18 protein-coding genes are annotated in these 17,920 nt (G+C 49.5%); 1 reads left to right on the top strand and 17 read right to left on the bottom strand.

Going from position 1 to position 17,920, the window contains the following annotated elements; translation table 11 throughout:
- Nucleotides 1–117 precede the first annotated feature (117 nt).
- Nucleotides 118–900: a TrmB family transcriptional regulator gene (locus HPT30_RS08410; RefSeq protein WP_175370995.1), complete on the bottom strand. Its 783-nt coding sequence runs from the start codon at nt 898–900 to the stop codon at nt 118–120.
- Between the two features lie 214 nt (nt 901–1,114).
- Between HPT30_RS08410 and HPT30_RS08405 the strand changes: the two genes are divergently transcribed.
- Nucleotides 1,115–2,077, top strand: a complete 963-nt coding sequence (locus tag HPT30_RS08405) for a serine hydrolase domain-containing protein (RefSeq protein ID WP_175370952.1) — start codon at nt 1,115–1,117, stop codon at nt 2,075–2,077.
- A gap of 475 nt (nt 2,078–2,552) precedes the next feature.
- On the opposite strand, the gene HPT30_RS08400 is transcribed toward HPT30_RS08405, so the two are convergent.
- From HPT30_RS08400 to HPT30_RS08325, 16 genes are all read right to left on the bottom strand, one after another.
- On the bottom strand, nt 2,553–3,278 hold the full coding sequence (locus tag HPT30_RS08400) for an ABC transporter permease (RefSeq protein WP_286155112.1): 726 nt from the start codon (nt 3,276–3,278) through the stop codon (nt 2,553–2,555).
- A 20-nt stretch (nt 3,279–3,298) separates the two neighbouring features.
- Nucleotides 3,299–4,075 carry an ABC transporter ATP-binding protein gene (locus HPT30_RS08395; protein ID WP_175370951.1) on the bottom strand — a complete coding sequence of 259 codons (777 nt, stop codon included), beginning with the start codon at nt 4,073–4,075 and terminating at the stop codon, nt 3,299–3,301.
- Nucleotides 4,056–5,072, bottom strand: a complete 1,017-nt coding sequence (locus tag HPT30_RS08390; protein ID WP_175370950.1) for an ABC transporter substrate-binding protein — start codon at nt 5,070–5,072, stop codon at nt 4,056–4,058. Before HPT30_RS08390 ends, HPT30_RS08395 begins: the two co-directional genes overlap by 20 nt.
- 382 nt (nt 5,073–5,454) lie before the next feature.
- A complete protein-coding gene (locus HPT30_RS08385) occupies nt 5,455–6,462 on the bottom strand; it encodes a HoxN/HupN/NixA family nickel/cobalt transporter (RefSeq protein WP_175370994.1) in 1,008 nt (335 codons plus the stop codon).
- A gap of 21 nt (nt 6,463–6,483) precedes the next feature.
- A complete protein-coding gene (locus tag HPT30_RS08380) occupies nt 6,484–7,311 on the bottom strand; it encodes an urease accessory protein UreD (protein WP_175370949.1) in 828 nt (275 codons plus the stop codon).
- Nucleotides 7,308–7,997, bottom strand: a complete 690-nt coding sequence (gene ureG / locus HPT30_RS08375) for an urease accessory protein UreG (RefSeq protein ID WP_175370948.1) — start codon at nt 7,995–7,997, stop codon at nt 7,308–7,310. The genes HPT30_RS08380 and ureG overlap by 4 nt, the downstream gene beginning before the upstream one ends.
- Nucleotides 7,998–8,033: 36 nt before the next feature.
- Nucleotides 8,034–8,759, bottom strand: a complete 726-nt coding sequence (locus tag HPT30_RS08370) for an urease accessory protein UreF (RefSeq protein ID WP_175370993.1) — start codon at nt 8,757–8,759, stop codon at nt 8,034–8,036.
- A gap of 2 nt (nt 8,760–8,761) precedes the next feature.
- A complete protein-coding gene (gene ureC / locus HPT30_RS08365) occupies nt 8,762–10,477 on the bottom strand; it encodes an urease subunit alpha (RefSeq protein ID WP_175370947.1) in 1,716 nt (571 codons plus the stop codon).
- The gene (gene ureB, locus HPT30_RS08360) at nt 10,458–10,841 is read right to left on the bottom strand and encodes an urease subunit beta (RefSeq protein WP_066376705.1); all 384 of its coding nucleotides are present in this window, start codon (nt 10,839–10,841) and stop codon (nt 10,458–10,460) included. The genes ureC and ureB overlap by 20 nt, the downstream gene beginning before the upstream one ends.
- A gap of 55 nt (nt 10,842–10,896) precedes the next feature.
- Complete coding sequence (locus HPT30_RS08355) at nt 10,897–11,205, bottom strand: urease subunit gamma (protein ID WP_175370946.1); 309 nt, start codon at nt 11,203–11,205, stop codon at nt 10,897–10,899.
- A gap of 32 nt (nt 11,206–11,237) precedes the next feature.
- Nucleotides 11,238–12,026 carry an SDR family oxidoreductase gene (locus HPT30_RS08350; protein WP_175370945.1) on the bottom strand — a complete coding sequence of 263 codons (789 nt, stop codon included), beginning with the start codon at nt 12,024–12,026 and terminating at the stop codon, nt 11,238–11,240.
- Nucleotides 12,027–12,080: 54 nt separating this feature from the next.
- Complete coding sequence (locus HPT30_RS08345; RefSeq protein WP_175370944.1) at nt 12,081–12,971, bottom strand: dihydrodipicolinate synthase family protein; 891 nt, start codon at nt 12,969–12,971, stop codon at nt 12,081–12,083.
- Nucleotides 12,968–14,332 (bottom strand): hydantoin-5-propionate amidohydrolase, encoded by a 1,365-nt coding sequence (locus tag HPT30_RS08340; protein WP_175370943.1) that lies wholly within the window; start codon nt 14,330–14,332, stop codon nt 12,968–12,970. Before HPT30_RS08340 ends, HPT30_RS08345 begins: the two co-directional genes overlap by 4 nt.
- Nucleotides 14,333–14,356: 24 nt before the next feature.
- Nucleotides 14,357–15,319, bottom strand: a complete 963-nt coding sequence (locus tag HPT30_RS08335) for an ABC transporter ATP-binding protein (protein WP_066376695.1) — start codon at nt 15,317–15,319, stop codon at nt 14,357–14,359.
- Nucleotides 15,316–16,293: an ABC transporter ATP-binding protein gene (locus HPT30_RS08330; protein WP_175370942.1), complete on the bottom strand. Its 978-nt coding sequence runs from the start codon at nt 16,291–16,293 to the stop codon at nt 15,316–15,318. The genes HPT30_RS08335 and HPT30_RS08330 overlap by 4 nt, the downstream gene beginning before the upstream one ends.
- A gap of 44 nt (nt 16,294–16,337) precedes the next feature.
- Nucleotides 16,338–17,918 carry an ABC transporter substrate-binding protein gene (locus tag HPT30_RS08325; RefSeq protein WP_175370941.1) on the bottom strand — a complete coding sequence of 527 codons (1,581 nt, stop codon included), beginning with the start codon at nt 17,916–17,918 and terminating at the stop codon, nt 16,338–16,340.
- Nucleotides 17,919–17,920: the final 2 nt, after the last annotated feature.

The following is a 17,920-nucleotide window of genomic DNA, read 5'->3' as shown; positions in this document are numbered from 1 at the left end:
CCCATTATTTATTTACGACAGGAAATTCTTAAACTCACCCATAGCTCATTGCTGACGACAAAAAGGGACAACTCAGGCCACAAACGTAGCAGATGCTGTCCCCGATTTTTTAAAAACCTACTCAAGCAATCCTTTATACGGACCAATAATCGCCTCATAGTAACTGCCGTATTTCGCTGTCAGCTCCTCGGCGAAGTCCTGCCCGATTCTTTCCATCACGACATCATGATAAAAGCCGTTCTGCAGCAATTCGATCACCGAGGGGTGATCACTTTCCAGAGCCGTCAGCCGCAGTGTTTTACCGAAACTGCCAATCAAGGCGGAACGGTTATCGCAGAGGATTGAGAACCGCCTGCTCTCCGCCCCGTTCCATGCCTCCTGCCGCTCATGAACGATCACCTTCTTAAGCGGTGTGTGGCTTTCACCAATCGTAATCAGCACCACTTCCACACCCCGGTTCTCCGCCTCCAGCAGTGGTTCTTCGACCCAATGAATATCTTCTGACCACAAATCAACCACGATGCTCTTATCTGCATTCGCAGCCAATCGCCGGATAGCGGTCTTCAGCGCCCGCTCGCCCTGCCAGTTGTAAAAAGAGGTAGTCGTCCGAACAGGGTTCTGCATCTGCTCCAGCAGATTCGCCGCCGTCTGCTCAAAGTCTGCCTTGAGGAGTCTGATCAGCTGTCCAATCGGAACAGCATCATACAGAACCGGATCGGCCTCGATGGCCCTGCACACGCCTTTGTCCGTCAGCGATCGGAGTGCCGCGTACACATTTGTACGGGATACCGACACTCTTTTGGCCACTTCATAACCGGACAGGTTGCCCTCTTCATGCAGTGTCAGATAACATCTTGCTTCCAGATCGGATAATCCAATTTTACGCAATTCCTCAATCAATGGTTGTTCCCCTTTCATGTCCGATAACCTTCTCCAATAGGAGTGTAAACAAATACCACTACGAATACAATAAACGACCTTATAGACTTCCAACTACGAACCTCGTTACGGGTATATATGCGAAAATGAACTTGCCGAGTTTGAACTTCATCAGATGATCTGGTAGACTTTCCAGAACCGTATTCATCATACAAGCGCACTAACTACCTAGGAGATGATTGGCATACACGACTTTAACTTCACAACACTGGTTCAAGGGCTGGAGGAATTAGAAATCCGCAGCACCTTGATTCTCCACAAAGGTTCCCCTGTACTGGAGCATTACCGGGAACCAGAGGTTGCTGCACAACTTAATAGAATAAATTCCTGCACCAAAAGCATTCTCTCTGCTTTGGTCAGCATTGCCATAGACCGGGGAATTCTGCCACACCAGGATACCCCTGTTACAAGGTTCTTTCCTTCCCTACTGCTGGACTCCGATCACCGCAAGCACGAGATCACCTTGGCCCATCTGCTAACGATGACAGCAGGTTTTGGCTGGACAGAATTTGGCGGACGGAATTCCTTTCCGACCATGACGAAGACGGACGACTGGGTCCAGTATGTGCTATCCCTGCCACTGGAGGATGAGCCTGGGACACGCATGGAGTATAACTCCGGCGGCTCCCAGCTCCTGTCGGCCATCCTGCGGCAGGCCGCAGGACAGACGGTTGCAGAGTTCGCCGAGCAGCACCTGTTCGGACCGCTCGGCATTCAGGAGTACCGCTGGGATATCGACCCGCAGGGCAATCACACCGGCGGCTTCGGGCTTTACATGCAGCCGAAGGACATGGCCAAATTCGGCCAATTGTTTTTGCAAAAGGGACGGTGGGAAGGACAGCAGATCATTTCCCCATCCACTGTACATGTAGCCACGCAGCCACTATATGAGGCAACGCTGCCCCGCAAGGGATTTTACGGCTGGCATTGGTGGGTCTCAAGCTTCCCTAACGCTGAGGAAGACCTCGGCGAGACAAGCTACTACTATGCACTTGGCTACGGCGGCCAATATATCGTGGTTGTCCCCAGCTTCGAGTTAGTCGTAGTTGTTACTAACGATAAATACGGCAGAAAGAGGAAGCCTGTAGATGTCTTCCGACAGCTGGTGGTACCGCTTCTGAATGGTGAACAGCTCTAAAATGCTGGAGAACGGACTCTCAAAGAAAGATCATCTCATCTACAGAAAGTCGACCCTTGTTTTTTAGATATACAACGAAAGAAGTTGAGAAATCAGGTAGTAGCTTAATCGAGCAATAAAATTGGTTTTAACAGTCTGTCGGCACTACGATGGGATGTTTGGACTTCTGGTCGCTGTGCCGCTGTTAGAGGGACATTTTTTAAAAGCACGACAGAAGCCCCAAAATGAAATAAGGGCATTTTTGTACCCTAAATATGCTGCAGCTAAAGGGTAGTGGAAATTAAGGACAATATTGTACCTTAATTTTTCCACAATAGCCCTTTCAGCGCACTTTTTCAGGAATTAAGGTACAATAATGCTCTTATTTTACTTATTATCCTTAAAAAAGGTGAAATAGAGTACAGAAATGCTCTTAATTAGAGATCGCCTACCATTTGTCATCCTTGGCCTATATCCTCAATATCCTCTAGCTCCCCTAATTCCGCCACTTCATGAACTTGTAGTCCAGAAGGTCAACCAGCAGGAACAGTACAAAGCCCACAAGGCTGAACAGCATGATGCCTGCGTACATTTCCGGATAATCCAGTCTTAGCCAAGCATCCATGATGAAGAAGCCCATGCCATGGTCTGTGCCATAGATTTCAGTGAAGAACAACACCGAGATGGCTGTTCCAAGGGAAATCCGGATCGTGCTGAGGATTACAGACAATGCACCTGGTAGCGTAACATTCCAAAATTTCTGCGCAGAGCCTGCACCGAGACTCGTCAGCACATCATACGTATTATCCGGGATAGATTTCACGCCGTCCCGCACGGAGATAATAATCTGGAAGAGCAGAATCAGCATGATCATCAGAATCTTGGAGGTCTCGCCAAGCCCGAAGAACAGCATCACCACCGGCAGCAAGGCAATTTTCGGCACCGGATAAGTCAGGTACACCACCGGATCAAGTAACTTATTCCATGTGGCCGAGCGACCCATTAACAAGCCAATCATCAGGCCGATAAGCAACGCCAGCAGTACCCCCGCAAAAATCCGCATCAGACTGTAGCCGACATTCAGCGCAAGATCCCGTCCTCCGAGTTCGCCCATGGCCTGATAGACTACCAGCGGACTCGGCAGAATCGGGTGATTCATCAGCAAATAAGCGATATACCAGACCACATTCATACAGAAGAAGACCAATAACAACCTGAACACTTGATGGAGCTTCCTTTTTTTCACCATTTCTCCTGCATTACCTTTCTGATTCTCTTCATTTGCTCAAAAAATTCATCACTGTCCCGTTTCTCCCCATGCTGCATGCCAAACAATGTCTCGTTGTCCACAAAGACCGGAGAATCCTGCTTGCTGGACGGCATAATAATAATCTTCTGACCCAGCAGAATTGCCTCCTCCACATCATGCGTAACGAATAATGCTGTGGCCGGGTTCGCCAGCCAACTGTCCAGGAATAGCTGCTGCAGCGCTTCCCGCGTAATGGCATCCAAGGCCGAGAATGGCTCGTCCAATAAAAGAATAGTAGGCAAAATAGCGAACGCCCGCGCAATCGCCACCCGCTGCTGCTGCCCTCCGCTAAGAGACAGCGGGTAACGTTCCGCCAGCTCCGGGATCCCCATGGCCGTCAGCCAGCGGGTGATCCCCTCTTCCTGCTTCGCTTTACTCTCCGTGGACCGATGGGCGATCTTCATCGCCATTCTAATGTTGGCCTGCACAGTCTTCCAAGGCAGCAGGCCGTAATTCTGTGGCACAAGGCCAACTAGTGTCGCTTTATCGCGCAGCGATTTCCCATTGAACAACAATTCGCCCTGGTAGGCAGGCAGCAGGCCGGCAATGGCACGCAGAAGCGTGGATTTCCCACTACCGGAAGGCCCTATAACCGTATAGATGCCGTGCTCTGGCAAGGTGAAATTCATCCGCCCCAGCGCCAGCTGCCCGCTTTTATATTCAACTTCCAGGTCCTTCACGCACAGTCCGCTATTTCTTAAACTGGACATCAGAGATCACTTCTTCGGGCTTAATATCCTTAGTCAGCAGACCTTTTTCATGTGCCCAGGCAAAGGCAGCTTCAACCTCTTTCACATCCACCTGATTGGCTGGGATGTAAGCCGGAACTTTGATTTCGTTCTTTAATGTGTCCGGGTAGCCTACTTCTTTGATCACAAGATCGATATAATCACTTTGGTCATGCGTCTTCATATACTCTACTGCATCGTCATAAGCGGCATACATAGCCCGGATCGCGTCCGGCTTGGCATCAATTGCGGTTTGCGGGAAAGCCAGCACGAATGGATTCACATTCGCCTGAATAGTGGAGCTTAACACGCGCAGACCAGCAGCTTTCCCCATCGTTACGAAAGGCTCCGGCAAAATAGCTGCGTCAGCCTTGTTATTCTTGAGCAGCTCCAGACGAGTTGGAATTTGTGGCACTTCAGTTACCTTGATATCCTCTTCTGTCAGACCAGCCTGCTTCAGGATCGTAGCCACTGTGTATTGTGTGGAAGTGTTTTTGGACAAAATCACAGTTTTGCCTTTCAGGTCCTTCACGTCCTTGATCTCATCGTTTCCGGTCAGCAAGTCAAATTCGCCGAAGGTCGTGCTGGTGATCTTCACATCCAGACCGGCTTGATTGTAGATGGAGATTGCCACCAGGTCGGCGCTAAGCCCGTCCACTTTCCCCGCTTGAAAAGCTACATCGCGGTCCTTGGCGCTCTTGAACGTCTGAATGTTCAGGTTCACCCCGCGCTTCTGGTCAAAGCCCTGCTCGTGGGCAATGATGAACGGAATGGCATCGATCGAAGGCAGAAGTCCCAGCGATAACTCAGGGGTCTCTGCCGGAGTGTCCTTAGGTGTATTAGCAGTTGCAGTATTTCCTGCAGCGTTACTTGTAGTAGCATTGTTGGCCTTATTACCACATGCCACGCCCACTATACTGACTGTTAGCACCAGCGCTAGCAGCATCGTCATCTTTTTCACAGTCGCTCTATTCTTCATCGTTTGTTCCATCTCCCATGTGTTTTCTATGTAACTCCGTTACAGCCGTATCCGGCCCTTTCAGTTCCGCCAGCACTTGCCAAATGCCAGGTACGCCCTGCATAAAGGAACAAGGCTTCCTCCTTTCCATCAGAAATCCTATTGTCAGCAGCCTGCACAGCCGCAGTCAAATCTTTGCTCTTTTTTTCACAAACAACTCTGTGAAGATCCCTTTATGTCATTCCGGCAGTTTCAAACAATGCCATTTTACACCTATTGTTGTATTTTGTATATTTATAAATTTAAATAGTTCCAGAACGCACGCCATAACTGACCATACGAAAATAGCCTCCCCCGCCGTCTGGCAAAGAAAGGCTTGCATGATTCATTGCATTAGTATGTGTTATTGAAGAGCTGTGTTTGTTTTTTTCCAAATTATGATAGATATGATCCAGGCACTGATAAATAATGCAACCATCGCATATCCCAAATCACCAAACTCCAAGCGGCTGATCCACATCAGGAAGGGTGAACTCCAATGAAGTCCTTCAGTCAGCACCTGGGTGATTTCCACAAACCCGATGGTAAGCGCAGCTGCTACGGATACTGTGGTGATGAGAATGTTATAATACATTTTCCTTGCTGGAGTGATAAATGCCCACTGGTACGCTTTGGACATCACCATGCCATCCGCCGTATCCATGAGGCTCATGCCCGCTGCAAATAAGACCGGAAGAGCGAGAATACCCGGAATGGAGTATGCGGAGTGTACAGCTGAAGCGGAAAGAGCAAGCAAGCCAATCTCAGTGGCCGTGTCAAAACCAAGACCAAACAGAAAACCAAGCGGATAAACATGCCAGCTCCGGTTTACAAACCGAAACAAAGGACGAAACAGCCGTGCAAGCAGACCGCGGGATTCTAACAGGTGGTTGATTGCCTCAGGCTCCATTTGGCCGGAGCGCATTTTTCGGAAAGCCTGCAGTAGTTGAAGCAAAATATAGAGGTTCATAATTCCGATGAGGAGGAGAAAAAATCCCGAGACGCTCATCCCGATAAATCCGCCTATTTCCTGCATAGCGGGCATGCTTGTCTGAATCCATTTTACGGAGAAGACCACCAGAAGAACGAGAATAAATACAACGGATGAATGGCCAAGCGAGAAGAAAAAACCTACCCCTCCCGGATTTTGCTTCTGCTCGCTGAGCTTGCGAACCGTATTGTCTATAGCAGCAATATGATCCGCATCGAAAGCGTGGCGAAGACCGTATGTGTAGGCGAGAATACCGAGCCCCCAATACGCTGAGCTGGCAGTGGTTGCGGCATAGATCAGTCCGCCTATGCCAATAATATGCAACAACACGATGATCGCAATGTATCTAAACCAGGATGAAGTGGTAAATCCAGTCTTCATATTCATAAGCTGTGCCCCCGTTTAATTGATCATACCCTTTCCGAACACCGTTTTGCGGATGAAATGAAATGCACATTCCAGGGTTTCCTGCAAAGGCCAGGCCGCCTGTGCCGACGCTGTAACCACCAATCCATGACGGTAAGTAAGCGTAACCCCAAACAGAACTTCACTTTTAGGTGTTTGCGGCAAGCTTTGAAGTTTCTCACGGATCGCCTCTACATGAGAGGAATTAATGCGGTCAGAGAACACATAAAAAGTTCCCCAATGTGTTTGTTCCTCCCATGCCCCTTTTTCCTGAAGATTTTGAGAGGAAGGCACTATTCTCTGCCGCTGATTAAAAATCATTTCGTCTTGATAATAGACAGACAATGCACTTTGGTAATGCCGATATTTAAATCGCTCTCCAAGATGCGTCCGGCCTGGGCACAGTACCTCAGCCTGCATCCACACGGCTCCGGGAGCGAGCCTCACAACCGTAGTATTCATATACTCCGCATCCTGATAAAGCATGCTTGGCTGGGGCATATACTGAACAAACGCGCTCTGGTCCAATTGAAACAGCTGGCGCATCTCAGCTCTTCCACCATTGGGACAGGGATGAACTTTCGTGAAGGACTGGTTTGTCACATAAAGACTAGTATTTTGTCCGGCAAACCACTCCATGGAATAGTTATCGCCTTCAAGCATACCAGGCGAAACATCCATGACGATGATACCAAGCTCCTGATCCATCTGAAAGGATTTTGCAATTTTAATCGGGGCCGTATGATACTTCCCCTTCAAGAAAGTCCGATCATCGCTTTGATGAAAGTACGCCCTCAACTCAGCAGTAGCAGGTTTCCCTTTCATTCAGAATCATGGCTATGCATTACCCCTTTTGCGTGGGCAATCTCATGCTTTAGCCAAGAGACGATGTCCGCAACTCCTTCACCGCCGAATAAATTGGAGAAAACGAAAGGCCGTTCACCTCTCATCCGGGTCGAGTCCTCCCTCATTACGTCAAGCGAAGCGCCCACATACGGAGCTAAGTCAATTTTGTTAATGACCAGAAGATCAGAGCGCATAATACCAGGTCCGCCCTTCCGGGGGATTTTTTCTCCTTGCGCTACATCAATGATATAAATGAACCGATCCACCAGTTCAGGACTAAAGGCCGCTGCCAAGTTATCGCCGCCGCTTTCGATGAAAATAAGGTCAAGCTCTTTAAAACGTCCCTCAAGCTCTTCTACAGCTTCAAAATTCATGGAGGCATCTTCACGGATAGCCGTATGCGGGCACCCTCCCGTTTCTACTCCAAGAATCCGTTCTTCCGGAAGAACGCCTGTACTCACCAGAATGCGTGCATCTTCCTTGGTATAAATATCATTTGTGATGACGGCAATACTGAATTCCTCGCTGATTTCACGGCTTAAACGCTCAACTAACGCTGTTTTACCGGAACCGACGGGGCCACCGATCCCAATTCGAATTGGACGGTTGGTTGGGAGACCTGGTTTCTCCCATTCCCGGTGATCATGACCTTGTCCTTGACACATAATAATGCCTCCTTTTCGTTATCGTAATATTTCGCACTAAGACATAAACAGTCGTGAATATAAAGTCTCGTGACGAACCATTGCCAGTTCAGCCATAGGCATGCTGTTCCATGCTTCTTCAGGCTCTGTTTGCTCCACGATCCATACTGCTTTTTCAGTTATAGGCATGATCGCCGCTATAAGCTTCTGAGCCTCAGTCTGTCCCATGGACATCAGACGCAGCGCACTATTCATGCTGTTCACGATACAAGTATATAAATAACCTTCTACTGCTTTTCTCATTGGAATTCCCAATTGATAACTAGCAAATCCGTGAACAAGTGCATGTGTACCCAAGGCATCACCCTGTTTGCAAGCGCCTGAAAGAGGCTGCCACTCTATTGAAGGGAAGATTTCTATTGCCAACGCCAACAGACGGCGCCCCATTTTTTCGGCTGCCTTTCGGCTCTCCATAGCCAGGCGCTGCATATGAATTTGACGCTCCACTGCCCATAGCCGCTCCCAGCCTTGAGCAGGAACGTCACGGTATACCGCTTTGATCACAAGAGCATCTCCACATGCCCAATTGTGGATGACCATGTTCTCCACATAAGAACGAAGCTGTATCGTATTGTTAATTCGCATCTCCTGAACCATCGTTTCCAGACCGAAAGAATGGGAAAATCCGCCGATTGGCAGAGCCGAGTCAAGAAGCTGTTGGTAAGCCAACCAAGAGGCCGGTGAATCTACGCCCGTTGTGTAAATGCTCTTATCGTTCTCCATGTTCAAAACAAAAAGTATCGCTGAGCCATCGGAACCACTTCAGAAGGCTCGCAAGTAATGTGTATACCATCGACCGTCACTTTGTACGTTTCCGGATTAACTTCAATTTTTGGCGTAAAACCGTTATGAATCATATCCTTCTTGGATACATTGCGGCAGTTCCTAATCGGCTCCACCCGCTTCATAAGTCCCAGCCGTTCCTTTATTCCACTGTCATAAGCGGCCTGCGATACGAACGTAATTGAGCTTTCAGTCAACGATTTGCCGTATGCGGCGAACATCGGGCGTCCGAATACAGGCTGCGGTGTCGGAATCGAGGCGTTCGGATCACCCATTTGTGCATAAGCAATACTGCCGCCTTTGAGCACCAGATCCGGCCTGACTCCAAAGAACATGGGGCTCCACAGCACCAGATCCGCGAACTTTCCGATTTCAACTGAACCGACAAGATGCGAGACGCCGTGTGTGATCGCCGGATTAATCGTATACTTGGCGATATAACGCTTGATGCGCACGTTGTCCCGTTCTTCTGTATCCGACTCAAGCGGTCCGCGCTGGCGTTTCATTTTATCCGCTGTTTGCCATGTACGGATGATCACCTCACCGACACGCCCCATCGCTTGGGAATCCGAACTGATCATGCTGAAGACACCCATATCGTGTAAAATATCCTCTGCGGCTATAGTTTCAGGACGAATGCGTGAATCAGCGAACGCTACATCTTCTGGAATACGGCTGTCCAGGTGGTGACATACCATCAGCATATCCAGATGCTCCTCGATGGTATTAACGGTGAAGGGCCGGGTGGGATTGGTCGATGAAGGCAGAACATTCTGCTCAGCCGCAGCCCGGATGATATCGGGAGCATGACCGCCACCGGCTCCTTCCGTATGATAGGTATGGATCGTTCTGCCGCCTATAGCCTCCAGTGTATCCTCCAGAAAACCGGATTCATTGAGTGTATCCGTATGGATGGCAACCTGAACATCGTATTGATCTGCGGCTTTCAGACATGCATCAATGGCTGCCGGAGTGCTGCCCCAATCCTCATGCAGCTTGAGACCAATTGCACCCGCCTCAATCTGCTCAATGAGAGGTTCTACGAATGAGGAATTTCCTTTTCCGGTAAGCCCGATGTTCATTGGAAATGCCTCTACCGCCTCCAGCATGCGCATCATATGCCAGGCACCCGGCGTACAGGTTGTTGCCTTTGTCCCTGTTGCAGGCCCTGTCCCTCCCCCAATCATAGTTGTAACTCCAGAGGATAATGCAACTTCAATCTGCTGGGGACAAATAAAATGCACATGTGCATCAATGCCCCCGGCTGTAACAATCTTACCTTCTCCTGCAATAATTTCCGTGCTTGCACCAACAACCATACCTGGCGTCACGCCATCCATGATGTCAGGGTTGCCTGCTTTTCCAATAGCTGTGATTACCCCATCCCGGATTCCGATATCTCCCTTCACAATCCCCCAATGGTCGATGATCACCGCATTTGTTATAAGCGTATCGAGCACACCCTCACTGCGTATGGCGCTGCTGGACTGGCCCATCCCGTCACGAATGACTTTACCACCGCCAAATTTGCACTCATCACCGTATACCGTATAATCATGTTCAATCTCCGCCCAAAGCTCTGTATCTGCAAGGCGTATGGCGTCCCCGGTTGTCGGACCAAACATACCTGCATAACTTTTACGGTCTATCTTGTGCATGACAGTCTCCTTTCCATGCCTGAAGACGGGCCTTAACTTCAATGCCTAAATCTCCTTTTTCAGCAGGACCATTAGTGATGGCACTCAGACCGTAAGAGCACTTATTGCCTCCCAGAGTCACAAGCTCTACCGGCTTCTCCTCTCCGGGTTCAAAGCGCACAGCCGTTCCGGCAGGGATATTCAGTCTCATTCCAAATGCAAGTTCCCTATCAAATAATAAAGCCCGGTTGACTTCGAAAAAATGAAAATGTGATCCAATCTGAATTGGACGATCACCTAAATTTACGACAATCAGTTTCTCAGTGGCTCTGCCTGCATTAAGTTCAATCCATCCTGCTTGTGTCCGATATTCACCCGGAATCATCTTATTCCTCCTTCTATTCGTACTTGATAAAAGGACGTGATTATACTGATCCATGCTAGGTTCCGTTAATAGGCTGGTGTACGGTTACAAGTTTTGTGCCATCAGGGAACGTCGCTTCGACCTGTACCTCTTGAATCATCTCAGGTACACCCTCCATAACCTGTTCTCGCTTCAGAATTTGTGTTCCGAGCTCCATGAGCTGGGATACCGTTTTCCCATCACGAGCTCCCTCCATAATCTCCGATGTGAGGAGCGCAATGCTTTCTGGATAATTTAATTTCAACCCGCGCGCAAGCCTTCTCCGTGCCAAATCGGCGGCTACAGTAATCAACAGCTTGTCTCTCTCATGAGGGCTAAGTTGCAAATATTCTCCCTACTTTCCGTAAACTTCTTTTTTTACATGCTTTTGATCATACCGCCATCCACCAGCACCGTGCTGCCAGTCATATAGGATGAGGCTTCCGAAGCCAGAAAAGCGACCACTTTGCCGAACTCTTCCGGTTTGCCATAACGTCCAAGCGGAATGGTCTTGCGGGAGTCGGCCTCCACTTGTTCAATCGGAACACCCGTTTGATTAGCCTTGATTTCATCCAGCGTTCTTACACGATCCGTAGCAATTCGTCCTGGTGCTACTGTGTGGACCAGAATATTATAGGGAGCTAGTTCTATGGATAGCGTCTTCGCCATTCCCATAACGCCTAACCGAAATGTATTGGAGATTAAGAGACCTGGGATTGGCTGTTTCACCGAAGAGGACGTCAGGTTGATAATCCGGCCTGCACGACTATTTTTCATATAAGGTAGTACCTCGCGAATAAGACGGACATAGCTCAGCAGCGTTAATTCGAACGCTCGGGTCCAGTCTTCATCCGTGAATTTTTCGAACGTCCCCGCCGGCGGACCACCGGCATTATTAATCAAAATGTCTATCGTCCCGAACAGGTCAACCGTTCTAAGAACCGCTGCCTTCAACTGCTCCGGTTTAGTAATATCACATACCACATATTCGACCTGACCCGCTGCCACCTGCTGCAGTTCTTCCTTGGCAAGCTTCAGCTCTTCCTCGTTCCGCCCGGAAAGCATCACGTTGGCGCCTTCCTTTGCTAACTCCAGCGCACTGGCTTTGCCGAGTCCCCTGCTTGAGGCCGCTATAAATACCGTTTTGCTTGTTAAATTCAAGTCCATGCTCATCCCCCTGCCGAAAATCGTATCTTATAGCATCACCATCAGTTGGTGCTTCTACTCTAGTTCCAATCCAAGAAAAGCGATTATCTCCTGAAGCTCCTGCATGGTTTGCGGATCAATGGCAGCTCCCGGGAAACGCACATGTGAGCTTGCAATCGCCTGACGCAGCTTGAAGGTCTCTTTACGGATAGTTACGCCGCCGATTCCAAGCTGCGCTTCGAAGCGAATTAACGGCAAATAACGGTAGAAGTACGCTCTCGCCTCCTGCTTCTTACCCGCTATGAACAGATTATAGGTCTCCACAAGGATTTCCGGGTAAGCGAAGCCCGTCATGATACCCACCGCACCTCGTTCAAGTTCTTCGTAGAAATACATTCCCCCGAGACCACCGAAAATACGAAGATTGGCCTGTTTTAGAATGCTAGTGATCTTGATTGTGGTCGGCGCTTCTTCCAGCTTGACGTACTTGATCTGAGGCACGCACTCCGCCAGCTTCGCGATAAATGGCGCGCTCAGACGAACGCCTGTCGTTACCGGTTCGTCCTGCAGTACGATCGGAATCGAGATTTTCTCAGCCACATTTGCAAAATAACGAAGCAGCATATCTTCATTGTTCAAATTGGCAGGAGGTGCAACCATGACGGCCGCTGCTCCGGCTTCCTCCGCTCTCTTGGCCAACTCACCGGCCAACTCGCTGCCTGGCGCCGAGCAGCCGACGATCACTGGCACACGCCCGTTCGTCTGGTGCAAGACGATGTCCATAACCCGGTAACGCTCGGACTCGGACAGCTTGTGAGCCTCTCCCATAATGCCTAGTATTGTCATTCCGTGAACACCGGAATGAATATAGAACTCTGTCAGTTTTCGCAGACTCTCTTCATCCAGACTGCCATCGTCGTGGAAAGGAGTCAGCGTAATGACACAAAGACCTTGCAAATCGCTCATTTGGAACCCCCCACTTTATTAGCTACGAATTTCCCGAAGCCTGGCTTTTGAACCACTTCATCTCCGTCATAAACGGTACACCCTCGGACTATCGTATGAATGATCTTCCCCTGTACCTTTTGGCCGTGAAAAGGTGTGATTTTGGCATTTGTCCGAAACTTCTGCTCGTCAATCACCCAATGTGCGTGGGGATCAATGACTGTAAAGTCGGCATCATAACCCGGAGCGATCCGACCTTTGCCTTCGATCTGGAAGACTTCGGCGGGATGCTGCGACAGCAGCTGTGCATATTGCACCGGCGTCATCTGTCCTTTAGCTACACCACGATCAAAAATCAGCGAAGCCATAATTTCCAGACCGGGAAGTCCCGGCGCCGCTTTGAAAATGTTCTCCTTACCCGCATCCTTCTTACTCTTATCCCATGGGACGTGATCCGACGTAATCATGTTAAACGCGCCTGCCTTGACATACTCCCACATCTTCATTGCATCTTCCGGTTGACGCAGCGGAGGGTTCATCTTCGCCTTCGTGCCAAGACGTTCAAGATCGCCGACGTCCTTCAAAAAATACGGGTAGCACGTTTCAGCTGTCACCCGCACGCCCTGCCGCTGAAATGCTTGGATAAGCTCTATGGTACGAGGATGGCTAACATGGACGATGTGAAGTTTCGCCTGTGTCCAATAGGCCATTTCCAGCAACTTGAGCACCTCAACCGATTCACTGACTGGAGGCCGGGTCTCCATATGCGCCCGGGGTGCCACGTTGCCTTTTTCCGAGTATTCCTCGATCAAATGCCCGATGATCTCACCGTTCTCCGCATGGAATGCCACCGGAAGTCCTATCTTCCCCGCAAGCTGCAGCGACTGAAGCACTTCATGATCCGGAATGCGCGGAAAGCGGTAAGGGTCCGCTTCAAAAGTGGACAGCTTGAACGCGATAGCACCGGCTTCAGCCAACGGGCCAATCTGCCAGGTGCCTCCTTTCGCTACGGTAGCCCACAATCCTACATCCACAATAGCTTCTTGCTCCAGCAGCGCCACTTTGTCCTTGAAGCGTTCTACGCTAGTAATGGGATCAGGTGAATCATAAGGCATGTCAAGAATAGTAGTGAATCCGCCTACGGCTGCCGAGGCTGTATTGTTAATGAAGCCTTCTTCAGGATTCGTATAACAATGTACATGGGCATCAATTAATCCCGGGAAGATATAGCAATCTTCAAAGTCGAGTGTCCGTTCTCCGTTCAGAGCTGCCTGTTCTGGCGAGAACGTCTCAATGACGCCGTTATTAATGCCGAGCTCGCCCGCTACCACACCGTCTTCAAGCACCAGGCATCCTCTTACGACAAGTTGATAAGTGCTCATTTTCATTTCTCCTTCGGGATAAATTCAATATAGTAGACAAGCTACACTCCGGCCTGGAGACACTTCTTTCCACTCCGGCGTCACCGATTTACATTCCGGTCTGGCCGATGGACAGCGTGTATGGAAAGCACATCCAGCAGGGGGATGCTGTGGATTGGGTACATCCCCGCTCAGAATAATCCGCTCTCTTTTGACTTCTGTATCCGGAAGCGGAAGGGCTGAGATCAACGCCTTCGTATACGGATGAAGCGGATTTTGAAATAAGTCGTCCGTAGGCGCCATCTCAACCAGCCGGCCCAAATACATCACGCCGACGCGGTCACTGATGAATTTCACGACAGATAGATCATGCGAGATAAACATATAAGTTAGCGAATATTGCTCCTGTAAATCCTCCATCAGGTTCAAAACCTGGGCACGTATGGACACATCCAGCGCAGATACCGGTTCGTCGCATACGACGAATTGAGGCTTGAGCGCCAGCGCCCGGGCAATGCCGACCCGCTGCCGTTGTCCACCAGAGAATTCATGGGGAAAACGGTCCGCCTGATAGGGAGAGAGGCCGACCACCTGCATGAGCTCTGACACCCGGTCCTTTAGCTCAGAAGCCGAAAGCTTCTCATACAGGCGAAAAGGTTCGGACAATATTTCCCTTATCGTCCACCGCGGATTAAGGGATGCATACGGATCTTGAAATACAATCTGCATTTTCGTCCGGAACCGGCGCATTTGATCCGGATTCAGTTTTCGGATATCGTCCTGCTCGAACAGGATCTCGCCATCGGTCGGTTCAATTAACCGCAGAATCGAGCGGCCCATCGTTGACTTGCCGCAGCCGGATTCACCTACAATGGCTAGCGTCTCTCCTCGCTTAATACTCAGTGAAACGCCATCAACCGCTTTGACAACCGCACCCGTCTTGCCGAAGAATCCTTTGCGAACGGGATAATGCTTCTTTAAATTGTTTACTTCAAGCAAGACGCTCATTGCTCTCCCTCCCCGTATAGGATACAGCGGCATTTATGTCCTTGTTCGACCTCAAGAAGAGGGGGTTGATATTCAAGGCATGCATCTGTACGAAATTTGCATCGCGGGGCAAAGCGGCAGCCAGAAGGCATATTCAATGGACTCGGCACACTGCCGACGATAGGCTCAAGCCGCTTTTTCTGCCCCGCCAATTGCGGGAGAGAACCAAGAAGTCCTTGGGTATACGGATGGAGAGGCTGCTTAAACAGCATCCCCACCTCCGCTTCCTCCACTACTTGTCCGGCATACATAACCACAACCCGTTGACAGGTTTCCGCCACAACACCTAGATCGTGGGTAATAAGCATAATCGCCGTTCCTTGCTCATGCTGCAGCCCCCTCATTAACTCCAGAATTTGCGCTTGAATCGTCACATCCAGTGCTGTCGTTGGTTCATCAGCAATTAGCACTTCGGGATTACAGGCCATTGCAATAGAGATCATCACCCGCTGGCGCATCCCACCTGACAACTGGTGGGGATACTCCCGGGCAATTTGTTCTGGACGGGGGATGCCGACTTTCTTCAGCATCCCGACCGCTTCGCTCCACGCTTCTTTTTTGCTGAGATTTTTATGAAAGCGAAGGGCTTCGCTGATTTGGTTGCCGATTTTAAATACTGGATTCAATGAGGTCATCGGTTCCTGGAATATCATTGCGATTCGGTTGCCTCTTACTTGCCGCATCTCCTTCACGGACAGCGAGAGCAGGCTTTGGTCGTGAAAGCGAATATCTCCGCCTGCAATACGACTTTGTCCTTTGGGAAGCAGTCCCATAATTGACATGGAGGTCACGCTCTTTCCGCACCCGGATTCACCGACCACCCCCAATGTTTCTCCCTTATTCAACACCAGATCAACTCCATCAACGACACGTACAGGTCCTTTACCGGTAAGAAATTCTGTCTTTAAATCCTTTACTTCAAGTAAGGGCCTCATCGGCTAACCTCCCTGTGGAATTCTCGAAGATTTAAGAGTTGCTGTTACTTCATGCTCAGGTCGGCAAAACGGATAAATTCGTCCGGATAGAATTTGTATCCTTCCACCTTGTTACTGACGCCAACAATGCGGTTGTATTGATACAGATACAGCCAAGGGGTATCGGCCGTAATAATCTTCTGAGCCTGGTGATACAGTTCCATGCGTTTATCATTGTCTCGTTCATCGCTCGCTTGCTTCAACAGCCCGTCAACAGTAGGATTGCTGTAGTTATTGAAGTTGCCTGTTCCCTTGCTGTCCAGCAGCAATCCTAAATGCCAGCTCGGGTCGTATACCATCGAAGTCCATTTGGTGATGTAAGCATCCATAGACTTTTGTTTTTGCATTTCCAGAAATTGCGGACGGGCTACATTTTTAATATTCACAGTAACGCCTATTTTTGCTAGAGAAGCTTGCAGCAGAACAGCATCGTCGTCCCAGTCCGGATATCCTGAACCAATTGTCAGATCGAAGCTGAATCCGTTCGGATACCCCGCTTCGGTCAAGAGTTGCTTCGCCTTGTCCAGATCGTAAGTATACGCATACCCGTCGTCTGTGTAGCCGGGGGTGTTGCTTGGAACGGAGCTTCTCATCGAACGCGCTTCATTAAACATGACGTCCTTAATTAACTGATCATAGGGTGTGGCATAAGCGAGCGCTTGACGTACCTTCGGATTGTTGAAAGGCTCTTTGTTCATGTTCATTGCCAAGAACAAGATCCGATTGCTGCTGTTGGAATGAACCGTCAGGTTCGTAGCAGACTTAAGGTCTGCCAAGTCCTTTGGAGGCAGTTCAACCGAGACGTCGATGTCACCGTTCTTCAGCAGCATGAGACGATTGGAGGCTTCTTTGATGTACTTCATCGTAACTTGTTCAATCTTAGGAGCTCCTGCCCAATAGTTCTTGTTAGCTTTGAAAATGACTTCGCTCGACGGATCCCATTTCTCAATGCTATAGGCACCGGAGCCGACCGCATGATCATTGACATAGGCGTCGCCTTTTTCTTTAACAAGCTTATCGTCAAGGATGGAGAACCAGTACATCGCAAGCATTTTCAGCAGATTCGGGTTCGCCTTGGTCAGCTTGAGGACAACCGTTTTCTCATCTTGGGCTGTAATACTAGCAATTTGTGTCAAGCTGTAAGTGAAACTCCCCGTTGCAGAATCTCTCATTCGTTCCAGTGAAAATTTAACCGAATTAGCCGTAACGGGATTTCCACTTTGGAAGTTGGCATTATCCTGCAATTTAAAAGTATAGGTTAAGCCGTCTTCGGAGATCGTCCATTCCTTCGCTAGCATCGGCTTCAGTTTGAATGCCTTGGCGGAATCGCCATCGCCAGGATTAACTTCATAGCCTACCAGCCGGTCGTAAGCGTTGACGGCCAGAACGTCCGACGTAGCGTTAACAGGGTCAAGTGTACTCGCCACTGCCTGCCATGCAACAGTAAGCGCTGTGGGTGCTGTGCCGTTATTGCCTCCGCTGGCTGGCTCTGATGAAGCGGCGGCATCACCGCTTGGACTTGAGGCACAACCAGCTAGCGCCAAAACCAATATAAGAGCCATAAATCCTACCCAACACTTCTTCATGG

The sequence above is a fragment of the Paenibacillus agri genome (genome assembly GCF_013359945.1).
GTDB lineage: Bacteria > Bacillota > Bacilli > Paenibacillales > Paenibacillaceae > Paenibacillus_AQ > Paenibacillus_AQ agri.
The sequence above is the reverse complement of the archived record's forward strand: the minus strand, read 5'-3'. Positions and strand labels throughout refer to the sequence as shown.